10 protein-coding genes are annotated in these 17,758 nt (G+C 39.3%); 6 read left to right on the top strand and 4 right to left on the bottom strand.

The window, feature by feature from the left end; all coding sequences use genetic code 11:
- Nucleotides 1–2 precede the first annotated feature (2 nt).
- The 3 genes from IM793_RS07935 (at nucleotide 3) to IM793_RS07925 (ending at nucleotide 1,952) form a co-directional block, all read left to right on the top strand.
- The gene (locus IM793_RS07935; RefSeq protein ID WP_193420490.1) at nucleotides 3–1,025 is read left to right on the top strand and encodes a YihY/virulence factor BrkB family protein; all 1,023 of its coding nucleotides are present in this window, start codon (nucleotides 3–5) and stop codon (nucleotides 1,023–1,025) included.
- Between the two features lie 251 nt (nucleotides 1,026–1,276).
- Nucleotides 1,277–1,504, top strand: a complete 228-nt coding sequence (locus tag IM793_RS07930; RefSeq protein ID WP_227256175.1) for a UPF0175 family protein — start codon at nucleotides 1,277–1,279, stop codon at nucleotides 1,502–1,504.
- Nucleotides 1,473–1,952, top strand: coding sequence for a DUF3368 domain-containing protein (locus tag IM793_RS07925; protein ID WP_227256174.1), 480 nt, complete (start codon nucleotides 1,473–1,475; stop codon nucleotides 1,950–1,952). The genes IM793_RS07930 and IM793_RS07925 overlap by 32 nt, the downstream gene beginning before the upstream one ends.
- Before the next feature lie 254 nt (nucleotides 1,953–2,206).
- On the opposite strand, the gene IM793_RS07920 is transcribed toward IM793_RS07925, so the two are convergent.
- Nucleotides 2,207–4,078, bottom strand: coding sequence for a DNA topoisomerase IV subunit B (locus IM793_RS07920; protein ID WP_132398753.1), 1,872 nt, complete (start codon nucleotides 4,076–4,078; stop codon nucleotides 2,207–2,209).
- Between the two features lie 380 nt (nucleotides 4,079–4,458).
- Here IM793_RS07920 and IM793_RS07915 point away from each other — a divergent pair, with 380 nt between their 5' ends.
- The gene (locus tag IM793_RS07915) at nucleotides 4,459–5,796 is read left to right on the top strand and encodes an APC family permease (RefSeq protein WP_193420488.1); all 1,338 of its coding nucleotides are present in this window, start codon (nucleotides 4,459–4,461) and stop codon (nucleotides 5,794–5,796) included.
- A gap of 181 nt (nucleotides 5,797–5,977) precedes the next feature.
- Entirely contained in the window at nucleotides 5,978–7,312 is a 1,335-nt protein-coding gene (locus IM793_RS07910) for an MFS transporter (RefSeq protein ID WP_193420487.1), read from the top strand.
- A 329-nt stretch (nucleotides 7,313–7,641) separates the two neighbouring features.
- On the opposite strand, the gene IM793_RS07905 is transcribed toward IM793_RS07910, so the two are convergent.
- Together IM793_RS07905 and IM793_RS07900 are read right to left on the bottom strand one after the other, a co-directional pair.
- A complete protein-coding gene (locus tag IM793_RS07905) occupies nucleotides 7,642–9,354 on the bottom strand; it encodes a RagB/SusD family nutrient uptake outer membrane protein (RefSeq protein WP_193420486.1) in 1,713 nt (570 codons plus the stop codon).
- Between the two features lie 15 nt (nucleotides 9,355–9,369).
- A complete protein-coding gene (locus IM793_RS07900) occupies nucleotides 9,370–12,639 on the bottom strand; it encodes a TonB-dependent receptor (RefSeq protein ID WP_193420485.1) in 3,270 nt (1,089 codons plus the stop codon).
- A 565-nt stretch (nucleotides 12,640–13,204) separates the two neighbouring features.
- On the opposite strand from IM793_RS07900, the gene IM793_RS07895 reads away from it, so the two are divergent.
- A complete protein-coding gene (locus IM793_RS07895; RefSeq protein ID WP_193420484.1) occupies nucleotides 13,205–14,509 on the top strand; it encodes a DEAD/DEAH box helicase in 1,305 nt (434 codons plus the stop codon).
- Between the two features lie 372 nt (nucleotides 14,510–14,881).
- Here the strand turns inward: IM793_RS07895 and leuS are convergent, their stop codons facing one another.
- Nucleotides 14,882–17,668, bottom strand: coding sequence for a leucine--tRNA ligase (leuS, locus tag IM793_RS07890; RefSeq protein ID WP_193420483.1), 2,787 nt, complete (start codon nucleotides 17,666–17,668; stop codon nucleotides 14,882–14,884).
- Nucleotides 17,669–17,758: the final 90 nt, after the last annotated feature.

Below are 17,758 nucleotides of genomic sequence, written 5' to 3'. Positions count from 1 at the left end.
CGATGAAAGTATTCCATAAGATCAAAAATTTCTTTATAGCGCTTTACCATCTTTTTATTGCGGCAGGAAAAGGCTTTGTAGAAGACAGGGTAACTAAATTAAGTGCTTCGCTGGCCTATTACACTATTTTTTCCCTTACACCGCTGATCATTATCCTCCTCTCTGCAGCCACCTTATTTTTGGGCGATAAAAAAAATGAAGAAACGCGGGGGAAATTCTTTGGACAGGTGACCGAACTGGTGGGGAAAGATGCGGCAGGCCAGATCCAGGGTTTTGTAGAACACGCAAATAAAACCGGGCAATCAACCTTTAGTTTAATTGTAGGTATTGTGGTACTGATTATTGGTTCGACGGCTATATTTATCGAAATACAGGATAGCATCAATATGATCTGGAAAGTAAAGGCCGTACCCAAAAAGGGTTGGATAAAAATGCTTACCAACAGATTATTATCATTTTCATTAATCGTCTCGATGGGCTTTTTATTGCTGGTATCGCTGGTGGTAAATAGCGTAGTTGTGGGTTTGGGTTCTAAATTGGCCAGTCTGCTTTCGCGGAGCAATATTAACGAAGTCATTCCGGTTGCTAATGATACCATGGCGCTGATTATTTATATCCTGAATAACGTAATTACACTAGCGGCAGTTACCGCCGTATTTGCTGTTATTTTTAAAGTATTACCTGATGTGATCATCCGATGGAAATCGGCCATAATTGGCGCATTATTTACTGCTGTACTTTTCAGTTTAGGTAAATATCTGATCGGGATTTATATCGAAAAAGGTAATCCAGGTTCTGCTTTCGGAGCCGCAAGTTCCATCATTGTTATTTTATTGTGGATTTATTACACCTCTATCATTTTATATTTCGGGGCAGAATTTACCCAGGCTTATGCCGAAAAATATGATAACGGCATCTCCCCTAGTAAATATGCAGTGTTCACCAAAATCACCATAATAGAGAAAAAGGTAGATGTATTGCCACCGCAACACCCGGAAGATACGGTGAATGCCCCTAAAGAATAATTACCATTTGAGATCATAACGTCATCCTGAACTTGTTTCAGGATCTTTTCAAAAAACGGTCATCGCTACCAACTGTTGTTTTTCAAAAAAACTAAATAACTCAATAACAAGTCAATATAAATATTCATTTCGACCGCAGCGGAGATAATTACATCTCTATTTAAACCTACTTTTAAAATTAGAGTAGAAAACCTACCAGCCTACATTTTGTTTTAAATTTTAATAATATGTATCTTTATATAATGACTACAATGACCATACAAGTTCCTGATGCTCTTGAGAAAGAGCATGAGGAGACAACGCGCCTTATTGCAGCCAAACTATATGAAGCGGGTAAACTTACGTTAAGACAAGCCGCTGAAATGTGCAAAATGAAAAAATGGGATTTTGCTGAAATCCTGATCAAGTACAATGTCCATTATCTGGACGAGAGTGCGACTGAAGATCTTGAAACATTCAGAAATGCTCTTAAAGGATAAAATTGTCATTACCGATGCCAGCTGTTTCATTACGCTGGACAAAATAGATGGTATAAATTTACTCCACTCCCTTTACAAGCAGGTAATAACAACTCCCGAGATAGCTGCTGAATTCGGCAAAAGACTACCTGATTGGGTTAATGTAAAAGCGGTATTAAATCGTGACTTGTTATATGACTATGCTGAAACTGTAGATATTGGAGAAGCGAGTGCAATGGCTCTTGCAACAGAAATCCGTGCAGATTTACTTATTATAGATGATGCGAAAGCCAGGAGATTTGCTAAAAAGCTTGAGCTTAATATTACTGGTACAATTGGGATAATACTTAGCGCAAAACTTAATGGCATTATTCCCGCTGTTAAACCTTACATCATTAAAATACAGGAAACTAATTTCAGGATTTCTGACTGGTTGGCTTCACAAATTCTTAAAGACGCCGGAGAATAGTCCTATTGCAATTTCAAGTGAATGGTCTCGAAGTATCGTCATTTCGACCGCAGTGGAGAACCCGAAGGCTCTGCGAAGCAAAATCTTTTAAATTAGATTTCAATAACTCGGTACAAAGATCTCTCCATTTCGTCACACTCCAGTCGAGATGACGATTTTTCTATGGGCCCTGTAAGGAAGTCAAGCTTTAAAAGCTTGACTTCCTTTTTAGGTAATGTAAACGTAGTTCGTGAAGACACGAACCACGGATATTGCTAAGCTACCTCTTCCGTAATCACTTTAGGTTCTTCGGTTACTTCGTCCTTCTCTACCCTCAGGTTACGGATAATGTGTTGTTGCCTGTCAGGTGTATTTTTACCCATGTAATATTCAAGCAAACTTTTAATCGTTTGATCTTTCAAAATAACAGGGTCTAACCTGATATCTTTCCCGATAAACAAACCAAATTCATCTGGTGAAATCTCTCCCAAACCTTTAAATCGTGTAATTTCTGGTTTATTGCCCAGTTTTTCGATGGCGTTTCTACGTTCTTCGTCACTATAACAATAAATGGTTTCCTTTTTATTCCTCACCCTGAAAAGTGGCGTTTGCAGAATATAAACATGACCAGCTTTTACCAGATCAGGGAAAAACTGAAGGAAAAAAGTCATCATCAACAAACGGATATGCATACCATCTACATCGGCATCAGTCGCAATTACAATATTGTTATAATGTAATCCTTCTAAACCATCTTCGATATTTAAAGCATGTTGTAGCAGGTTAAATTCTTCATTTTCGTAAACTACTTTTTTGGTAAGTTCATAACAGTTAAGCGGCTTACCCTTTAAACTAAATACGGCTTGGCAATCCACATCACGCGATTTTGTGATTGAACCCGATGCCGAATCTCCCTCAGTAATAAACAAGGTAGTTTCATACCGTTTCTCATGCGTAGTATTAAAATGCACCTTGCAATCACGCAGTTTTTTATTGTGTAAGGATGCTTTTTTTGCCCTGTCGTTTGCCAGTTTCTTAATGCCTGCAATATCTTTACGCTCGCGCTCCGACTGCATAATTCTTTTCAGTAACGCATCGGCAACGTCGGGGTTTTTATGCAAATAATCATCAAGCTCTTTTTTAACAAAATCGTTAATAAAAGTAGCTACTGATGGGCCTTCTGGCCCCATGTTCTGCGAACCCAGTTTTGTTTTGGTCTGCGATTCGAAAACCGGCTCCTGTACACGCACAGAAATTGCCGCGATGATAGAAGAACGCACATCGGCCGCATCAAACTCTTTTTTAAAAAACTCCCGAACGGTTTTCACCACCGCAGCTCTAAATGCCGCCTGGTGGGTACCACCTTGCGTAGTGTGTTGTCCGTTTACAAATGAGTGGTAATCTTCGCCATATTGCTGACCGTGGGTCATGGCAATTTCGATATCTGGTCCAATCATATGAATAATCGGGTAGCGGATCTCTTCTGGTTTATTAAATTTAGAAAGCAAATCATACAGACCTCTTTCTGAAAAATATTTCTGGTTGTTAAAATTTACAGTTAAACCAGTGTTCAAGAAAACATAGTTCCAAACCATGCTCTCTACAAAATCAGGAATGTAATGGTAGTTCCTGAAAATCGTTTCATCCGGATAAAAAGTAATGGCCGTACCATTACGTTGAGTAGTATCAATAACAGGTTGTTCAGTTACAATTTCTCCTTTAGAAAATTCGACCTTTTTCGTTTTCCCATCACGGTAAGATTGTACGGTAAAACTGGTAGAAAGTGCATTAACCGCCTTGGTACCTACGCCATTTAAACCTACCGATTTTTGGAAGGCATTACTATCGTATTTACCGCCGGTATTAATTTTGCTTACACAATCGATCACCTTACCCAATGGAATACCACGGCCGTAATCGCGCACATTCACCTTTTGCTCCGAAAGGGTAATTTCGATGGTTTTTCCGGTGCCCATTACAAACTCATCGATAGAATTATCTACAATTTCTTTAAGCAAAACGTAAATACCGTCATCCTGGGCAGAACCATCGCCAAGTTTACCAATGTACATCCCCGGACGAAGCCTGATGTGCTCTTTCCAGTCTAATGAACGAATACTGTCGTCGTTATAAATTACTTCTGCCATAATGTGTTTATCTGTTCTTCAATGAAAAACTTTGCATTTATTGTCCTGCAAAGCGATGAAGAATTTGTAGAAATAACCCTGACGATTGAAATAAAAATATTTTTAAATACGCTCTTCAGAATTATTATACAATAATAGATTTATTCTGTGAGGCTCGCAAAAGAAAATATCAACAAAAAGATGGAAGAGGTATTAGGTAATATGGACGATGGCTAGGTAGCAGAGCGATCGTTGATAGTTCATGGTTTTTATAGGCAATTGTTGATAACCCCTTAAGCTATCAACCATGAACCAAAAGACCATAAGCCATAAACTCATCCTACATCTTCCATCTTTACATAATTTCCCTATCTTCATCCGATTATTCAAAATCCTATTTAATGCAACAAAAGAAGCAGCTTTCGCTATTCGACTTATCCATGATTGTGGTGAGTTTGGTTATTGGAATGGGCGTATTCCGTACGCCTGTAAACGTAGCGGCGAAAGCGCAAATTCCAGAGTTATTTTACATGGCCTGGTTTATTGGTGGTTTTGTAGCCTTTTGCGGCGCATTAACCTACGCCGAAATTGGTTCCCGTTTTCCCGTAACAGGTGGATATTATAAAATATTTTCTGCAGCCTATCATCCCTCTATCGCTTTTGCAATTAATTGTATTGTGATTATTTCCAGTGCAGCATCTGTAGCGGCGATTTCAATTATTGGTGCAGAATACCTGAGTAAAATTATTTTGCCTCTTGATAAACAAACCGAAACCTACCGGGTCGCCATTGCCATTATTACTATTTTAACATTCTATTTCATTAACCTTTTAGGTTTGAAAGCGAGTTCTAAAACGCAAAATGTACTAACGGTAATTAAAATTGGAATGATTTTAACGTTGATTTGCGCGGTATTTTTTGGCGGACAAACCGAAACAATAACTCCTGTTTTTAAAACAGCAACAGGTACTTTACCAATCTGGTCTGATTATGGAAAAGCTTTGGGCTTATGCTTAATTGCCGTTTCTTTTTCTTATGCAGGATATGCACAAACCATCAACTTTGGCGGCGAAATTAAAGAAGCTAAAAAAGTGATTCCACGTGCGATCATTATTGGCTTAACCATTATTGTAATTCTTTATCTGGCCATCAACTATGTGTATGTAAAGGTGATTGGTTTTGAAGAATTAAAATCAGCAGAAAGTATAGCAGCGATATTAGCTTCGAAGATATTTGGTCCCGCCGGATTTAATGCGCTTTCTGTAATTATCTTTTTTTCAGTAATGGGTTATATAAATGTAAACCTGTTGAGTAACCCAAGGGCTATGTTTGCTATGGGCGAAGAAGGTGCCCTACCAAAAATATTCAGCAGGATGAATAAAAAAACAGAGGTAATGACCATCAGCTTAACAGTTTTTACGTTAATTGCCGTGGTGATTATTTTCTTTGCGAAAACTTTCGACAAAATTTTAAACTATACCATTTTCTTAGAATGCATCAGTATGGCCAGTTCGGCAGCCACAATTTTCATCCTTCGAAAGAGAACAGCACATCTTGATAAAAAATCTATCTATACTGTTCCTTTATATCCTATATTGCCTATTATTTTTATTGCTGCTTATACTTTTGTTGCCTTTAGCATTTATGCCGACGATCCGAATGCAGCACTTAATGGTTTATATATTTTTGTTGGCTTTCTGGTAGTCTATTTTGTGAACAGATGGTTTAACAAGAAATAGTTTATTCATGATTTAAACCTCGCAGGTTTTAAAAACCTGCGAGGTTTAATGAGACTAACCAAAGTAATAAACTGATTGGAATGAACATCCCGATTTTTCATTGGGATAAAATGGAAAGCAAGACTGATCTAATCGATTAACACAGAAACCTACTTAAAAAAAAATTAATTATAAAATTTTAATGAACAAAACACTCTCCTTAAAACAAGAAATTGCTTACGCCGCCGGTATGATTGGTTGGAGCACGATGACAAATATTATCATCGTAATGCTTCCCTTTTTCTATCTGCCCCCAAGCAACGCTGGCTTACCTCCTTTGGTACCACAATTGGTTTTATTGGGCGCGTTTAATATTCTTTCAATTATTGCTGCTTCAGGAAGATTGGTCGATGCCCTTTACGATCCGTTTATTGCCTCAAAAAGTGATGCCAGCACCAATAAAAATGGTCGCAGGATGCCTTTTATGAAATGGGCGATTATTCCGTCAATGATATTTTGCGCACTGGTATTCTACCCCCTCCAGAAAACAGAAAGCCTGCACAATGCCTGGTGGTTAACCATAACGCTTTGTTTGTTTTTTGTATCGGTTACCACTTATATAATCCCTTATAACGCGCTACTGGCTGAAGTAACCAATACGCCAAGACAAAAAGTTAAATTATCAAGTTATCAGCAGGTCGGTTTTGTAATCGGCATCATTTTATCGGCCTGCACCAACAACTTTGCCGATCTGGTTGAGGCTCATTTTCATGTGGCCAACCGCAGCGAGGCTATCCAGATCGCAATTTGGGGGTTGTGTATCTTATCCGGATTGGTGATGTTATTACCCATTTTTTTTATTAACGAAAAGGAATTTTCGGTTGCCAAGCCTACCCATGTACCTTTATGGCCAGCAATTAAGAGTACCTTTAAAAACAGCAATTTTAAATACTACCTGATATCTGATTTCGCTTTTTATACGGCATTGAGCATTATTTCTAGCGGTTTATTATTTTTCTGCACCGTTTTATTGGGCCTGCCAGAATCAGAAGGCGGAAAATTTATGGGTGCCATGGTTTTAGCTTCTCTGCTATTTTACCCGCTGGTTAATTTTGGTTCTGCTAAAATTGGCAAAAAACCTTTTGTATTGCTTGCCTTTGGCGTGTTGTGCTTAATCTTTGTCACCATTTTCTTTTTAGGCAAATTACCATTTGGTCCACATACACAGATTTACATCCTGGTACTATCCGCTTCTTTTCCATTAGCAGCACTTGGTATTTTACCGACAGCCATCTTAGCCGACATTGCCCAAAGAGATACCTTAGAAACCGGAGAAAACCATGAGGGCATGTTCTTCGCGGTGAAATACCTTTTTGTAAAACTTGGTCAAACCTTAGGCATTGCCATTTTTGCCATGCTCACCATTTACGGCAAAGATCCGGGAAATGATTTCGGATTAAGATTAAATGGAATTGTAGGTTTCGGCCTCTGTTTAATCGCGTTATTGTTTTTTAGCAGGTTTAAAGAGGAGAAATAAATTTGGCGTTGAGCATTTTAAGCTGGAAGTCGGAACCATCTAATAACTTAATTTCCTTAATAAAAGTGGCTGCTCTAATTTCCATTTTTTTTTTATGGAAAGCAATTTCTGTGGTGCTTCGGTTCCTTTAGCCCCGCCCTTTGCTTAATCCCGATAAAAGAAACGTTCAAATTAAACCATTCTTAATCGGGATAACGCTGGCGGTCGGGTTTATTTTACAACTAATAGTAGCAGTTTCATCCGCCTAAATCCATATCAACTCGAATACATCAACGGAGCAATGTTAATGCTCATCGCTCCGCCAATGTATTTCATTTATAACCTAAATCCTAATATCCCGGGCTTTGTTTTAATGTGCCCTTACTTCGATCAATCTGATCCTGAGGTAAAGGAAAATAATCGTCCCTGGCTTCGATGGTAATGCCCTTTAAGTAGTTAAAGTATCCCCCTTCAAAAGCAAAATAACTCTCGAGGGTTTGTTTGGCTACACCCCAACGTACCAAATCAAAGAAACGGTGGCCTTCCATTGCCAATTCCAATCTGCGTTCGAAACGTACCGCATTTCTGGCATAGGTATCGTTCGGGAACGATACGTACTCACTAACCTTGTAGGCTGCAGCCGGCACCCCATTTATAGATTGAGGTGTTATTTTTGCCGCCCGCGCCCTCACAATATTAACCAAAGTTAAGGCCCTGGCTAAATCGCCTTTTTCTACCGCGCATTCTGCTGCCATTAGATAAACATCACCTAAGCGGATGAGGTTCACATTTAGTCCGGTTACATTGGTAGTGCCAGGAGCGGTTCCGCTTGAGATCTGAGCCGCATCAATGGTATTCTTAACGGCTAAAAAAGGACCACCGTTACTGGCATCACGAATCCAGGTATCGCCCGGCATTAAACCCCAATCGCGATATGGAACACCGCGTCTTCCTATTGTCGATTCAATTCTCGGGTCTAACGGTAAGGTTTTGTCAACAGTATAATTGGTTTTATCTGTTCCCGTTAATCCATAATCAGATTTATATGGATTAGTACGGTAACTTCCATCCAATAACGGTAAACCTGTAGCACTCACCTTAAATGAGTTTGCCAAATCTATAGTCGGCTGGAAGAAACCGCAACAGTTAATCGGTGCATTACCATACGGAAAGTTTAGTATATCGCCCACATTGCCATTATCACCTCCGGTGCCATCTGTTCCAACAGAATGCTGAACAGACATAATGGTTTCAGGTCCGTCTTCTTTAGTGATATCAAAGTTATCCGAATACGGCATATCAATCAGAGATGGTTTTGCCAAAATTACAGCATTCAACAAATCGTAGGCTTCAGGATATTTTTTTTGATACAAAAATACCTTTCCAAGATAAGCCTGAGCCGCATATTTATCTACCCTGCCTTTTTGATTTTTTGGTTTGGTTGTGCTTAAATTAGCAACAGCGTACTGAAGATCATCTACAATATTTGGATAAATATCTTTATCATTCGGAACAAAAGTACCACTTGTGGCCTCTGTAAGGTATGGCACAACTTTAAATATCCGTACCAGAAAGAAATAATAGTGCGCCCGAAGTAACCTGGCTTCACCCTGAATTTCCTTTGCACGGGCGTCGCTAAATTTTGCGGTACCTTTTCCAGCCTGGAGGTTAGCCAGAATTTTAAGGGTATTGTTACAACGTTGGATCCCTTCAAAACACCTGTCCCAAATATTCGATAAATTATCATTTGTACTGGTTGGCGCATGTTGCTCGATGGCATTCATTGGTGGCTGATCGCCAATTTCACTCCCTTTGTGTGCATTATCAGAAGCCACCTCGCCAAACAACCATTGGCTTGGCGCTGCGCCATAATTGCCATAAGTTCCGTTTACATTGCCATTAAGTAAACCATAGGCCCCCACCAGCAAACCTTCTACCCCATCTTGCGTAGTCAGCTGGGCTTCTGTTAATTCGCCTTGAGGCTGAAGCGTTAAAAACTCCTTTTTGCAGGAAAACGTACTGCAAATCAATAAGGAAAGAAGAATATATTTTATATGTTTCATTTTGATATCTTTTAATTAAAACCCAACATTAATACCGATTAAAAACTGACGTGGCGAAGGATAAACGCCTTTATCAACCCCAAGTGCCGAAAAAGTATCGGCAGGAGGACCCGAACTTCCTACAGAAGAAGCAGCATCTCTGGTTTGACTCACCTCCGGATCCAGACCTGTGTAATTGGTAATGGTGAAAAGGTTAGTCGCACTTACATAAACTCTGATTCTGGTAATGCCCGATTTAGGCCCAAATGCTTTAGCTGTTGGGATAGAATAACCGATTTGAACATTCTTCAGCCTTAAAAAGCTGCCATCCTGAACATAATAACTTGAAGATGCCAGTTCAACATCTGATGCACCCACGTAAGCAGATGGAATAAGGCTTGATGAATTACTAGGGCTCCAGGCGTTTAACAATCTTGTACTTTTAGCACCTGCAAAAGATGGAAAATCTGTAAAATAACGGGTAGCCTCAAACAAATCATTGCCTTGAACACCGTATAAGAAAGCTGAAATATCGAAGTTTTTATAAGATGCGTTTAAGTTTACACCATAAGTAAAATCTGGATTCGGATCGCCGATAATCGTCCGGTCTTTAGGATCGATTATACCATCGCCATTAATATCCTGGTAACGCAAACCGCCAACCCTTGCGCCAGCATACGAAGGATTGTTTTGAATATCTGCAGCACTTTGATAGATTCCGGCTGTTTTATATCCAAAGAAAGAACCAAAAGACTCACCCTCCTGCAACACACTGGTCTGTAGGCTTCTGTAATTGCCATAAATCTGATTAAAAATACCAGGCGCTAACCTTACAATTTTATTGTCGTTTTTGGAGAGGTTTAAACCAATATCAAATTTAAAAGGATTATCTGCGCTTCTTCCGTAGTGATAAGCAACATTAAATTCGACCCCTTTATTGCTCATATCGCCGATATTAACATAAGGCGAACTACCTAAACCAACTACGCTCGATGGTAATGGCAAATTATAAAGCATATCGGAGGTTTTTTTGTTGTACCAATCTAATGATCCATCAATGGCACCGCCTAGCAGCGTAAAATCAAGACCAATATTTAAGGCTTTTAACGACTCCCATTTTACATCAGGATTCTGGTAAGCATTTTGCCACACACCTGTCGTAAGGCCATTGCCACCGCCAACAGCATAAGCCGAGTTAACAATTGAGCTCTGGTACCTGTTGATGTATTGATATGGAGGTATCCGCTGGTTACCGGTTTGGCCATATCCAACCCGCAATTTTAAATCGCTGATCCATTTAACACTTTTCATAAATTCTTCTTCCGATAACCTCCATGCTGCACTTGCTGCCGGATAATAACCATACTTGTTTGCAGGACCGAAGTTTGAAGAACCGTCACGGCGAACCGTAACACTGGCCAGATAACGGTCATGATAAGAATAATCTGCTTTGGCAAACAACGAGAAAAGGGAGCCTATTGATCCATAACTCGAATTGCTGATGTTAGATGAACCTGTATTGAGGTAATAATAATCCTGACTGCCTAAAATAAAGTAGCCATTTCTTCCGGCATTCAATTGTCTTGATCGCGATCTGATAGCCTCAGTACCCACCAACACATTTAACCTGTGTTTTTCATTAAATACCTTGCTGTAATTTAAGGTATTCGTCCAGGTCCATTCGGTATTGTATCCCTGATACTCGTTCAGGTTATTCGAATTGTTACCTTCAGAAAATTCCAGATTTGGATAACGCATAGATAAACCATTAAAGTTTTCATAACGCAAACCGAAATTGGTTTTTAATACTAATCCAGGAATGATATCGCCCTCTGCATAAACGTTTCCGAAAAAGAAATTACTTTTATTCTTATTGTCTTTGGCACGGTACAGAAAAGCAACGGGATTTTCTGCATTTCCCAGCTGGCTTCCCCGGCTACCGGCAAAATTTCCGGCAATGTCGTAAACCGGAATAATGGTAGGGATCCGGTAGGCCCAACCCAGTGCGCTGCCCTGATCCTGATAATCGCCGGAAACATTTGGATTTACCCCTAAACCAAAGCCTTCTGAATAACTATACTGTGCATTTTCGCCAAAGCGAACCCTTTTATTAAATGCCGAAATATTGGTGTTCGATCTAAAATTAAACCGTTTAAATCCAGTGTATTTAATGGTTCCTTTCTGATCAAGATAACCGCCGGAGAAAGTATAAGTTGCATTTTCTCCACCTCCGGTAGCACTAAGCTGATAATTTTGAACAGGAGCGGTTTCAGTAATTTCGTCAAACCAATTGGTGCCTGCTTTGTTTGCTTTTGTAATCTGATAAAAAAGGTCAGGATCACGACTATAGTTATACTTAGATGGATCCGCATCAGCAGCAGTAACATCCTGACCAAGGCTTAAGCCGGCAACCAAATATTCTGGCAATACAGGGGTAGAACCAGAACCATAATTTTTCCCTGCCGCAACTGGAAGTCCTGCATTGGCATAACCATCAAATATATACTGAGCATATTGCTGGGGATTCATCATTTCAGGAAAACTATTTTTTCTGGGAACCTGTGTACCATAATAAGAATCGAGCGTAATTTTGGGTGCACCAGCTATCCCCTTTTTAGTGGTGATAATTACTACGCCATTATTTGCCCTTGAGCCATAAATGGAAGCTGAAGAAGCGTCTTTCAATACCTGCAGGCTTTCGATATCATTCTGGTTAAGCCATGATAATTTACCTTCAAAAGGAACGCCATCAATAACATAAAGTGGTTCGTTATTATTGATGGTACTGATTCCCCTGATTCTGATCTGCGGTGTTGAACCCGGCGCACCGTCGTTTATAATCTGCACCCCTGTGGCTTTCCCTTGTAAGGCCTCTACCGCACTTGCAGCAGGTTGCGCTTTTAATAGTTCCATATTAACCACAGCAACGGCACCGGTTAAATCCTTTTTCCGTTGAGAAGAATAACCGGTTACAATCACATCTGTTAAATTGTTATTCTCGGCCTGTAAAATAATCGTGATATTGGTCTGTTTACCCACTACCACTTCTTTATTACCGTAGCCAACAAAAGAAATCACCAAAATATCTGCAGGCTTTACACTTAAAGAGAAGTTTCCGTTGCCATCGGTGGTGGTGCCTCCGGCGGCATCTTTAATTTTAACTGTGGCACCAATAACAGGTAATTTGTCATCACTGGCAATAACTTTACCAGTAATTTTTGATTGGGCCATTGCACCAAGGGCAAACAGCATCCCCAAACACAAGAGAAGAAAACTCCTCTTGATACAAAATAGATTTTGTTTCATAAGTTTATAATGATTAGGTTAATAATGCGTACTCATACTTCTTATAGCTAATAAACAGACAACATCAGTTTGTTAGCTCTGCTACGAAGGCGTATTTAAGTAATTTGCTTTACAGGATTTACCATCGTTAAAAAAAACGAAGGAATGCAGGAAGAATGGATTTCTTCCGTTAGGGAGTAGTTTTTTTCTCATAAGTAGTTTGGTTAGATAAGTTTTATTAGTTGTTTTTATTTATAGTCTACATACTGGTATTTTTAAAACAAAAATAAATTAGTGTAATATATACACTTTAATAAAAATAAATATACGTATAAAAAATAATTATACTACAAATTATATATTTATAAAATACCAATTAAACAGATTGTCATATAAGCAAACATGAGTGATGCGGTGATGATTGAGATTTACATTATCAAAAACACATTCTTTATACATTTTTTGTATCTTTGCCGCTGAAGCAGGAATAAGGGCTTGCCATTCTGAATGGCATATTCTCTCCGCAAGTTAGTCCTTCAACAAATGATTGTTCTAGCTTCTTCGATAAATATTACACAGAAAATACATGTTATTCAAAGAATTAAACCTCATTGAGCCCATTTTAAAGGCCCTTGAGACCGAAGGTTATACACAACCAACACCAATACAGGAGCAATCTATTCCAACGATCTTAAAAGGCAAAGATTTACTAGGCTGCGCACAAACAGGTACCGGAAAAACCGCTGCCTTTGCCATCCCGATGTTGCAGTTACTGCACGAAAAACACGTCAATACCAAAGCAACAAAAAACATAAAGGCTTTAATTTTAACACCTACACGCGAGCTTGCCATTCAGATTGAAGAAAGCTTTAAAGCTTATGGCCGTCACTTAAACTTACGCCATCTGGTAATTTTTGGGGGTGTAAACCAACACTCGCAGGTAGAAGCCTTAAGAAAAGGTGTTGATATTTTAGTGGCAACACCTGGTCGTTTATTAGACTTAATGAACCAGGGTTTCATTAGCTTAAACACCATTGAGCTTTTCGTACTGGATGAGGCCGATCGTATGCTGGATATGGGCTTTATTCACGACGTGAAAAAAGTAGTAGCTAAATTACCAGCTAAACGTCAGACTTTATTTTTCTCGGCAACCATGCCAGATGAAATCCAGAAGTTGGCGAATACCATTTTATCTAGTCCCACAAAAGTAGAGGTTACTCCAATTTCTTCTACTGCTGAAACGATTGTTCAATCTGTTTATTTTGTTGATAAACCAGACAAGAAAAAATTATTGATCCATCTTCTTGAAGATAAAAATATTCAGACAGCCCTGGTTTTTACCCGTACCAAACATGGTGCAGACCGTATTGTTAAGGATTTAGCCCATGCAGGAATTAAATCTGCTGCTATCCACGGCAATAAATCGCAAAATGCCAGACAAAGGGCATTAACTGATTTTAAAGACCGTAAAATCCGCGTTTTGGTTGCTACAGACATTGCTGCCCGTGGTATTGATATTGATCAGCTATCACATGTATTCAATTTCGAATTACCAAATATTCCTGAATCTTACGTTCACAGAATTGGCCGTACCGGCCGTGCTGGTGCAAACGGTATTGCAATTTCTTTCTGTGATGCAGAAGAAAACGAATACTTATTGGATATCCAGAAACTGATCAAAATTACTTTGCCAGTAGTTGATGACCACCCTTACCCGTTAAGCTGGGAAAGTATGCTGGCCAAAAACCAGGTTAAACGCAAACCACAAGCCCAATCTAAAGGCGGTGGCGGCGGTGCTAAAAAAAGTAGTGATGGCAATATGAGTGGCAAACCACGCAATGCCAGCAACAACAGAAGGTTTGGTGGAAACAGGAAAAAAGGAGAAAGATAGGATTAGAAAGACTAAAGCAGAAAGACTAAAGCTTTCCTGCAAATCTCATAAAAACCCGAGTTGTAAACACAGCTCGGGTTTTGTTTTTTGCACCTATCTAATTTGGGGGCGAAAAATAAGTAAAAGCGGTCGTCATTGCGAGAAGGCTTTTTCAGCCAGCGAAGCAATCTTACAACGACCGCTACCAACGTTGCGTCATTCCCAACTTGATTGGGAATCATAATGCAATAAGCTTTAAGATTCCCGCCTGCGCGAGAATGATGAAACTTTTATAAAACAAAAAAACCGATTTGCAAAACGCAAATCGGGTTTTTCTATTTTTTTAGGCAAGAGAAAGAAAAACCCTAAACCTTAAGCCTTACACCTTCTACCTTAAACAACCACATTAATAATCTTCCCTTTAACGAAAATGATCTTTTTGGTTGGTTTCCCATCTAAAAATTTCAGGAATTGCTCATCAGCTAATAAAATGCTTTCTACCTCTGGCTGGGCTAAAGTTAAGCTCAAATTCAGATTCATTTTCATTTTACCGTTGATGGAAACCGGGTAAGCAAACTCATCTTCTACCAGATACTCAGGCTTAAATATTGGGAAAGCAGTATAGGATAAAGTCCCGGCTTCATTACCCAATAATACCCAAAGTTCTTCACAGATATGTGGCGCATAAGGCGAAAGGATAATCACCATATCTTCCAAAATCTGACGGTTTTTACATTTCAGATCGGTTAACTCATTTACCGCAATCATAAAGCTTGACACAGAAGTATTGAACGAGAAACGCTCAATATCATCCTGTACTTTTTTAATAATTTTATGCAGCGATTTCAGCTCTGCTTTTGAAGGTACGTTATCGTTTACATGGAAAGTCCAGTCTTCGTTGTGGAACAAACGCCAGAATTTACGCAAAAACTTAAATACGCCTTCAATGCCATTCGTGTTCCAGGGTTTACTCTGCTCTAACGGACCTAAAAACATTTCGTACATACGCAAGGTATCGGCACCGTAACGCTCAATCAAATCATCTGGATTAACCACATTGAATTTTGATTTCGACATTTTCTCTACCTCAATACCACAGATGTATTTCCCACCTTCAAGAATAAATTCTGCATTGGCATATTCTTCTCTCCAGGCTTTAAATTTAGCAACGTCTAAAGTATCGTTTTCAACAATGTTTACATCAACATGTAAGGCTGAAGTTTTGTATTCTTTTCTTAATCCTGCTGACACATAAGTATTGGTAGGTTTTCCGTTCTCGTCGTTAATACGATAAACAAAATTACTCCTGCCCTGGATCATCCCCTGGTTAATCAGTTTTTTGAAAGGCTCTTCTTCTTTGGTATACCCCAAATCTTTTAAAAATTTATTCCAGAAACGGCTGTACAATAAGTGACCGGTTGCATGTTCAGAACCACCGATGTATAAATCTACATCTTTCCAATATTCAACAGCTTCTTTTGAAGCAAAATCGTTATTGTTATTGGCATCCATATAACGGTACCAGTACCAGCTGCTTCCTGCCCAACCCGGCATGGTGCTTAATTCATAATGTCCGCCATCTTTTGGAATCCAGTTTTCGGCCCTGGCTAAAGGCGGTTCACCTGTTTCAGTTGGTAAATATTTATCAATTTCAGGAAGCAATAATGGCAATTCTTCTTCCTTTACCAAATAAGGCAATCCATCTTTAAAATAAACCGGAATTGGCTCACCCCAATAACGCTGGCGACCAAAAATCGCATCACGCTGACGGAAGTTTACTTTTGCCTTTCCTACTTTTTCTATTTCTAACCAGTTATTTAAAAATGAAACGGCTTCTTTATATTCCATTCCGTTAATAAAACCTGAGTTGATGTATTTTCCTTCTTTAGTCGGATCTGCCTGTACATCAATATCTTTTTGTCCGTCCAGAATCTGAATAATCGGTAAATTAAAGTGTTTAGCAAATAACCAATCGCGCTGATCGCCACTTGGCACACCCATCACTGCACCTGTTCCATAACCAGCTAGTACATAATCAGCAATCCAAAGCTGAACGCACTCGCCACTTACCGGATTGATAACATACGTCCCTGTAAAAGCACCGGATACCGTTTTAGTATCCGCCATGCGGTCTAATTCTGATTTCTTTTTCGTTAAAGCGATATAATTTGCAATGTCCTCTTTTTGCTCAGGAGTGGTCAATTCGGCTACCCATTCATGTTCCGGCGCCAAAACAAGGTAAGAAACACCAAAAATCGTATCTACACGGGTTGTAAATACTTCAATCTGTTTGTCATTTCCTTCTACCTGAAATTTAACGGATGCCCCAACACTTTTGCCTATCCAATTGCGTTGCATTTCTTTAATCGGTTCAGGCCAATCAATCGTATCTAAACCTTGCAAAAGCCGGTCAGAATAGGCTGTAATCCGCATACTCCACTGCATCATTTTCTTTTGCTCAACCGGGAAACCACCACGCTCAGAGAAACCATCTTTTACCTCATCATTTGCTAAAACGGTACCTAAAGCTGCACACCAGTTTACGGTACTCTCGCGAAGATAAGTTAAGCGGTATTTTAACAATTCGATCTGTTTCTCTTCGTTGGTAAAAGTTGCCCAGTCGCTTGGCAAAAATTCTTTTGTATCTTCATCAGAAACGGCTTTTACATCAGCTGTACCAGACGCGTTGAATTTTTCGATCAGGGTGGTAATATCTTCTGCCCTATCGTTTTCGATATTGTACCATGAGTTGAACAATTGCATAAAAATCCACTGTGTCCATTTATAATAAGATGGCTCACTGGTGCGCACCTCTCTACTCCAATCGAAAGAAAAACCAATCTGATCTAACTGACGGCGGTAAGTTGCAATATTTGCTTCAGTAGTAATGGCCGGATGCTGTCCGGTTTGTATGGCGTATTGCTCTGCAGGTAATCCGAACGAATCATATCCCATTGGGTGCAATACATTAAAGCCTTTAAGGCGTTTGTATCTTGAAAAAATATCTGATGCAATGTAACCCAGCGGGTGACCAACGTGTAAACCTGCTCCGGATGGATAAGGAAACATATCTAATACATAGTATTTTGGTTTATCAGAATTGCTTTCGGCCTTAAATGTTTGATGATCCGCCCAGAATTTCTGCCACTTTTGTTCTATTTCTTTGAATTGGTAATCCATTGCAAGTTTTAAATTTTTAAAGGGGCGAAAATACGGAAATTAAGGGGCTTAAAGAAGGAGATTCATGATATTATTTTGCCAACAGAAATG

The sequence above is a fragment of the Pedobacter sp. MR2016-19 genome, assembly GCF_014947265.1.
Lineage (GTDB): Bacteria > Bacteroidota > Bacteroidia > Sphingobacteriales > Sphingobacteriaceae > Pedobacter.
Note: the sequence above shows the minus strand (reverse complement) of the source record. Positions and strands in the feature narration are given on the sequence as shown.

Bases quoted from the DNA above. Each gene is read 5' to 3' on its own strand.
- IM793_RS07935 (WP_193420490.1), top strand. From the start codon at position 3: ATGAAAGTATTCCATAAGATCAAAAATTTCTTTATAGCGCTTTACCAT.
- IM793_RS07930 (WP_227256175.1), top strand. From the start codon at position 1,277: ATGACCATACAAGTTCCTGATGCTCTTGAGAAAGAGCATGAGGAGACA.
- IM793_RS07920 (WP_132398753.1), bottom strand. From the start codon at position 4,078: ATGGCAGAAGTAATTTATAACGACGACAGTATTCGTTCATTAGACTGG.
- IM793_RS07915 (WP_193420488.1), top strand. From the start codon at position 4,459: ATGCAACAAAAGAAGCAGCTTTCGCTATTCGACTTATCCATGATTGTG.
- IM793_RS07910 (WP_193420487.1), top strand. From the start codon at position 5,978: ATGAACAAAACACTCTCCTTAAAACAAGAAATTGCTTACGCCGCCGGT.
- IM793_RS07905 (WP_193420486.1), bottom strand. From the start codon at position 9,354: ATGAAACATATAAAATATATTCTTCTTTCCTTATTGATTTGCAGTACG.
- IM793_RS07900 (WP_193420485.1), bottom strand. From the start codon at position 12,639: ATGAAACAAAATCTATTTTGTATCAAGAGGAGTTTTCTTCTCTTGTGT.
- IM793_RS07895 (WP_193420484.1), top strand. From the start codon at position 13,205: ATGTTATTCAAAGAATTAAACCTCATTGAGCCCATTTTAAAGGCCCTT.
- leuS (WP_193420483.1), bottom strand. From the start codon at position 17,668: ATGGATTACCAATTCAAAGAAATAGAACAAAAGTGGCAGAAATTCTGG.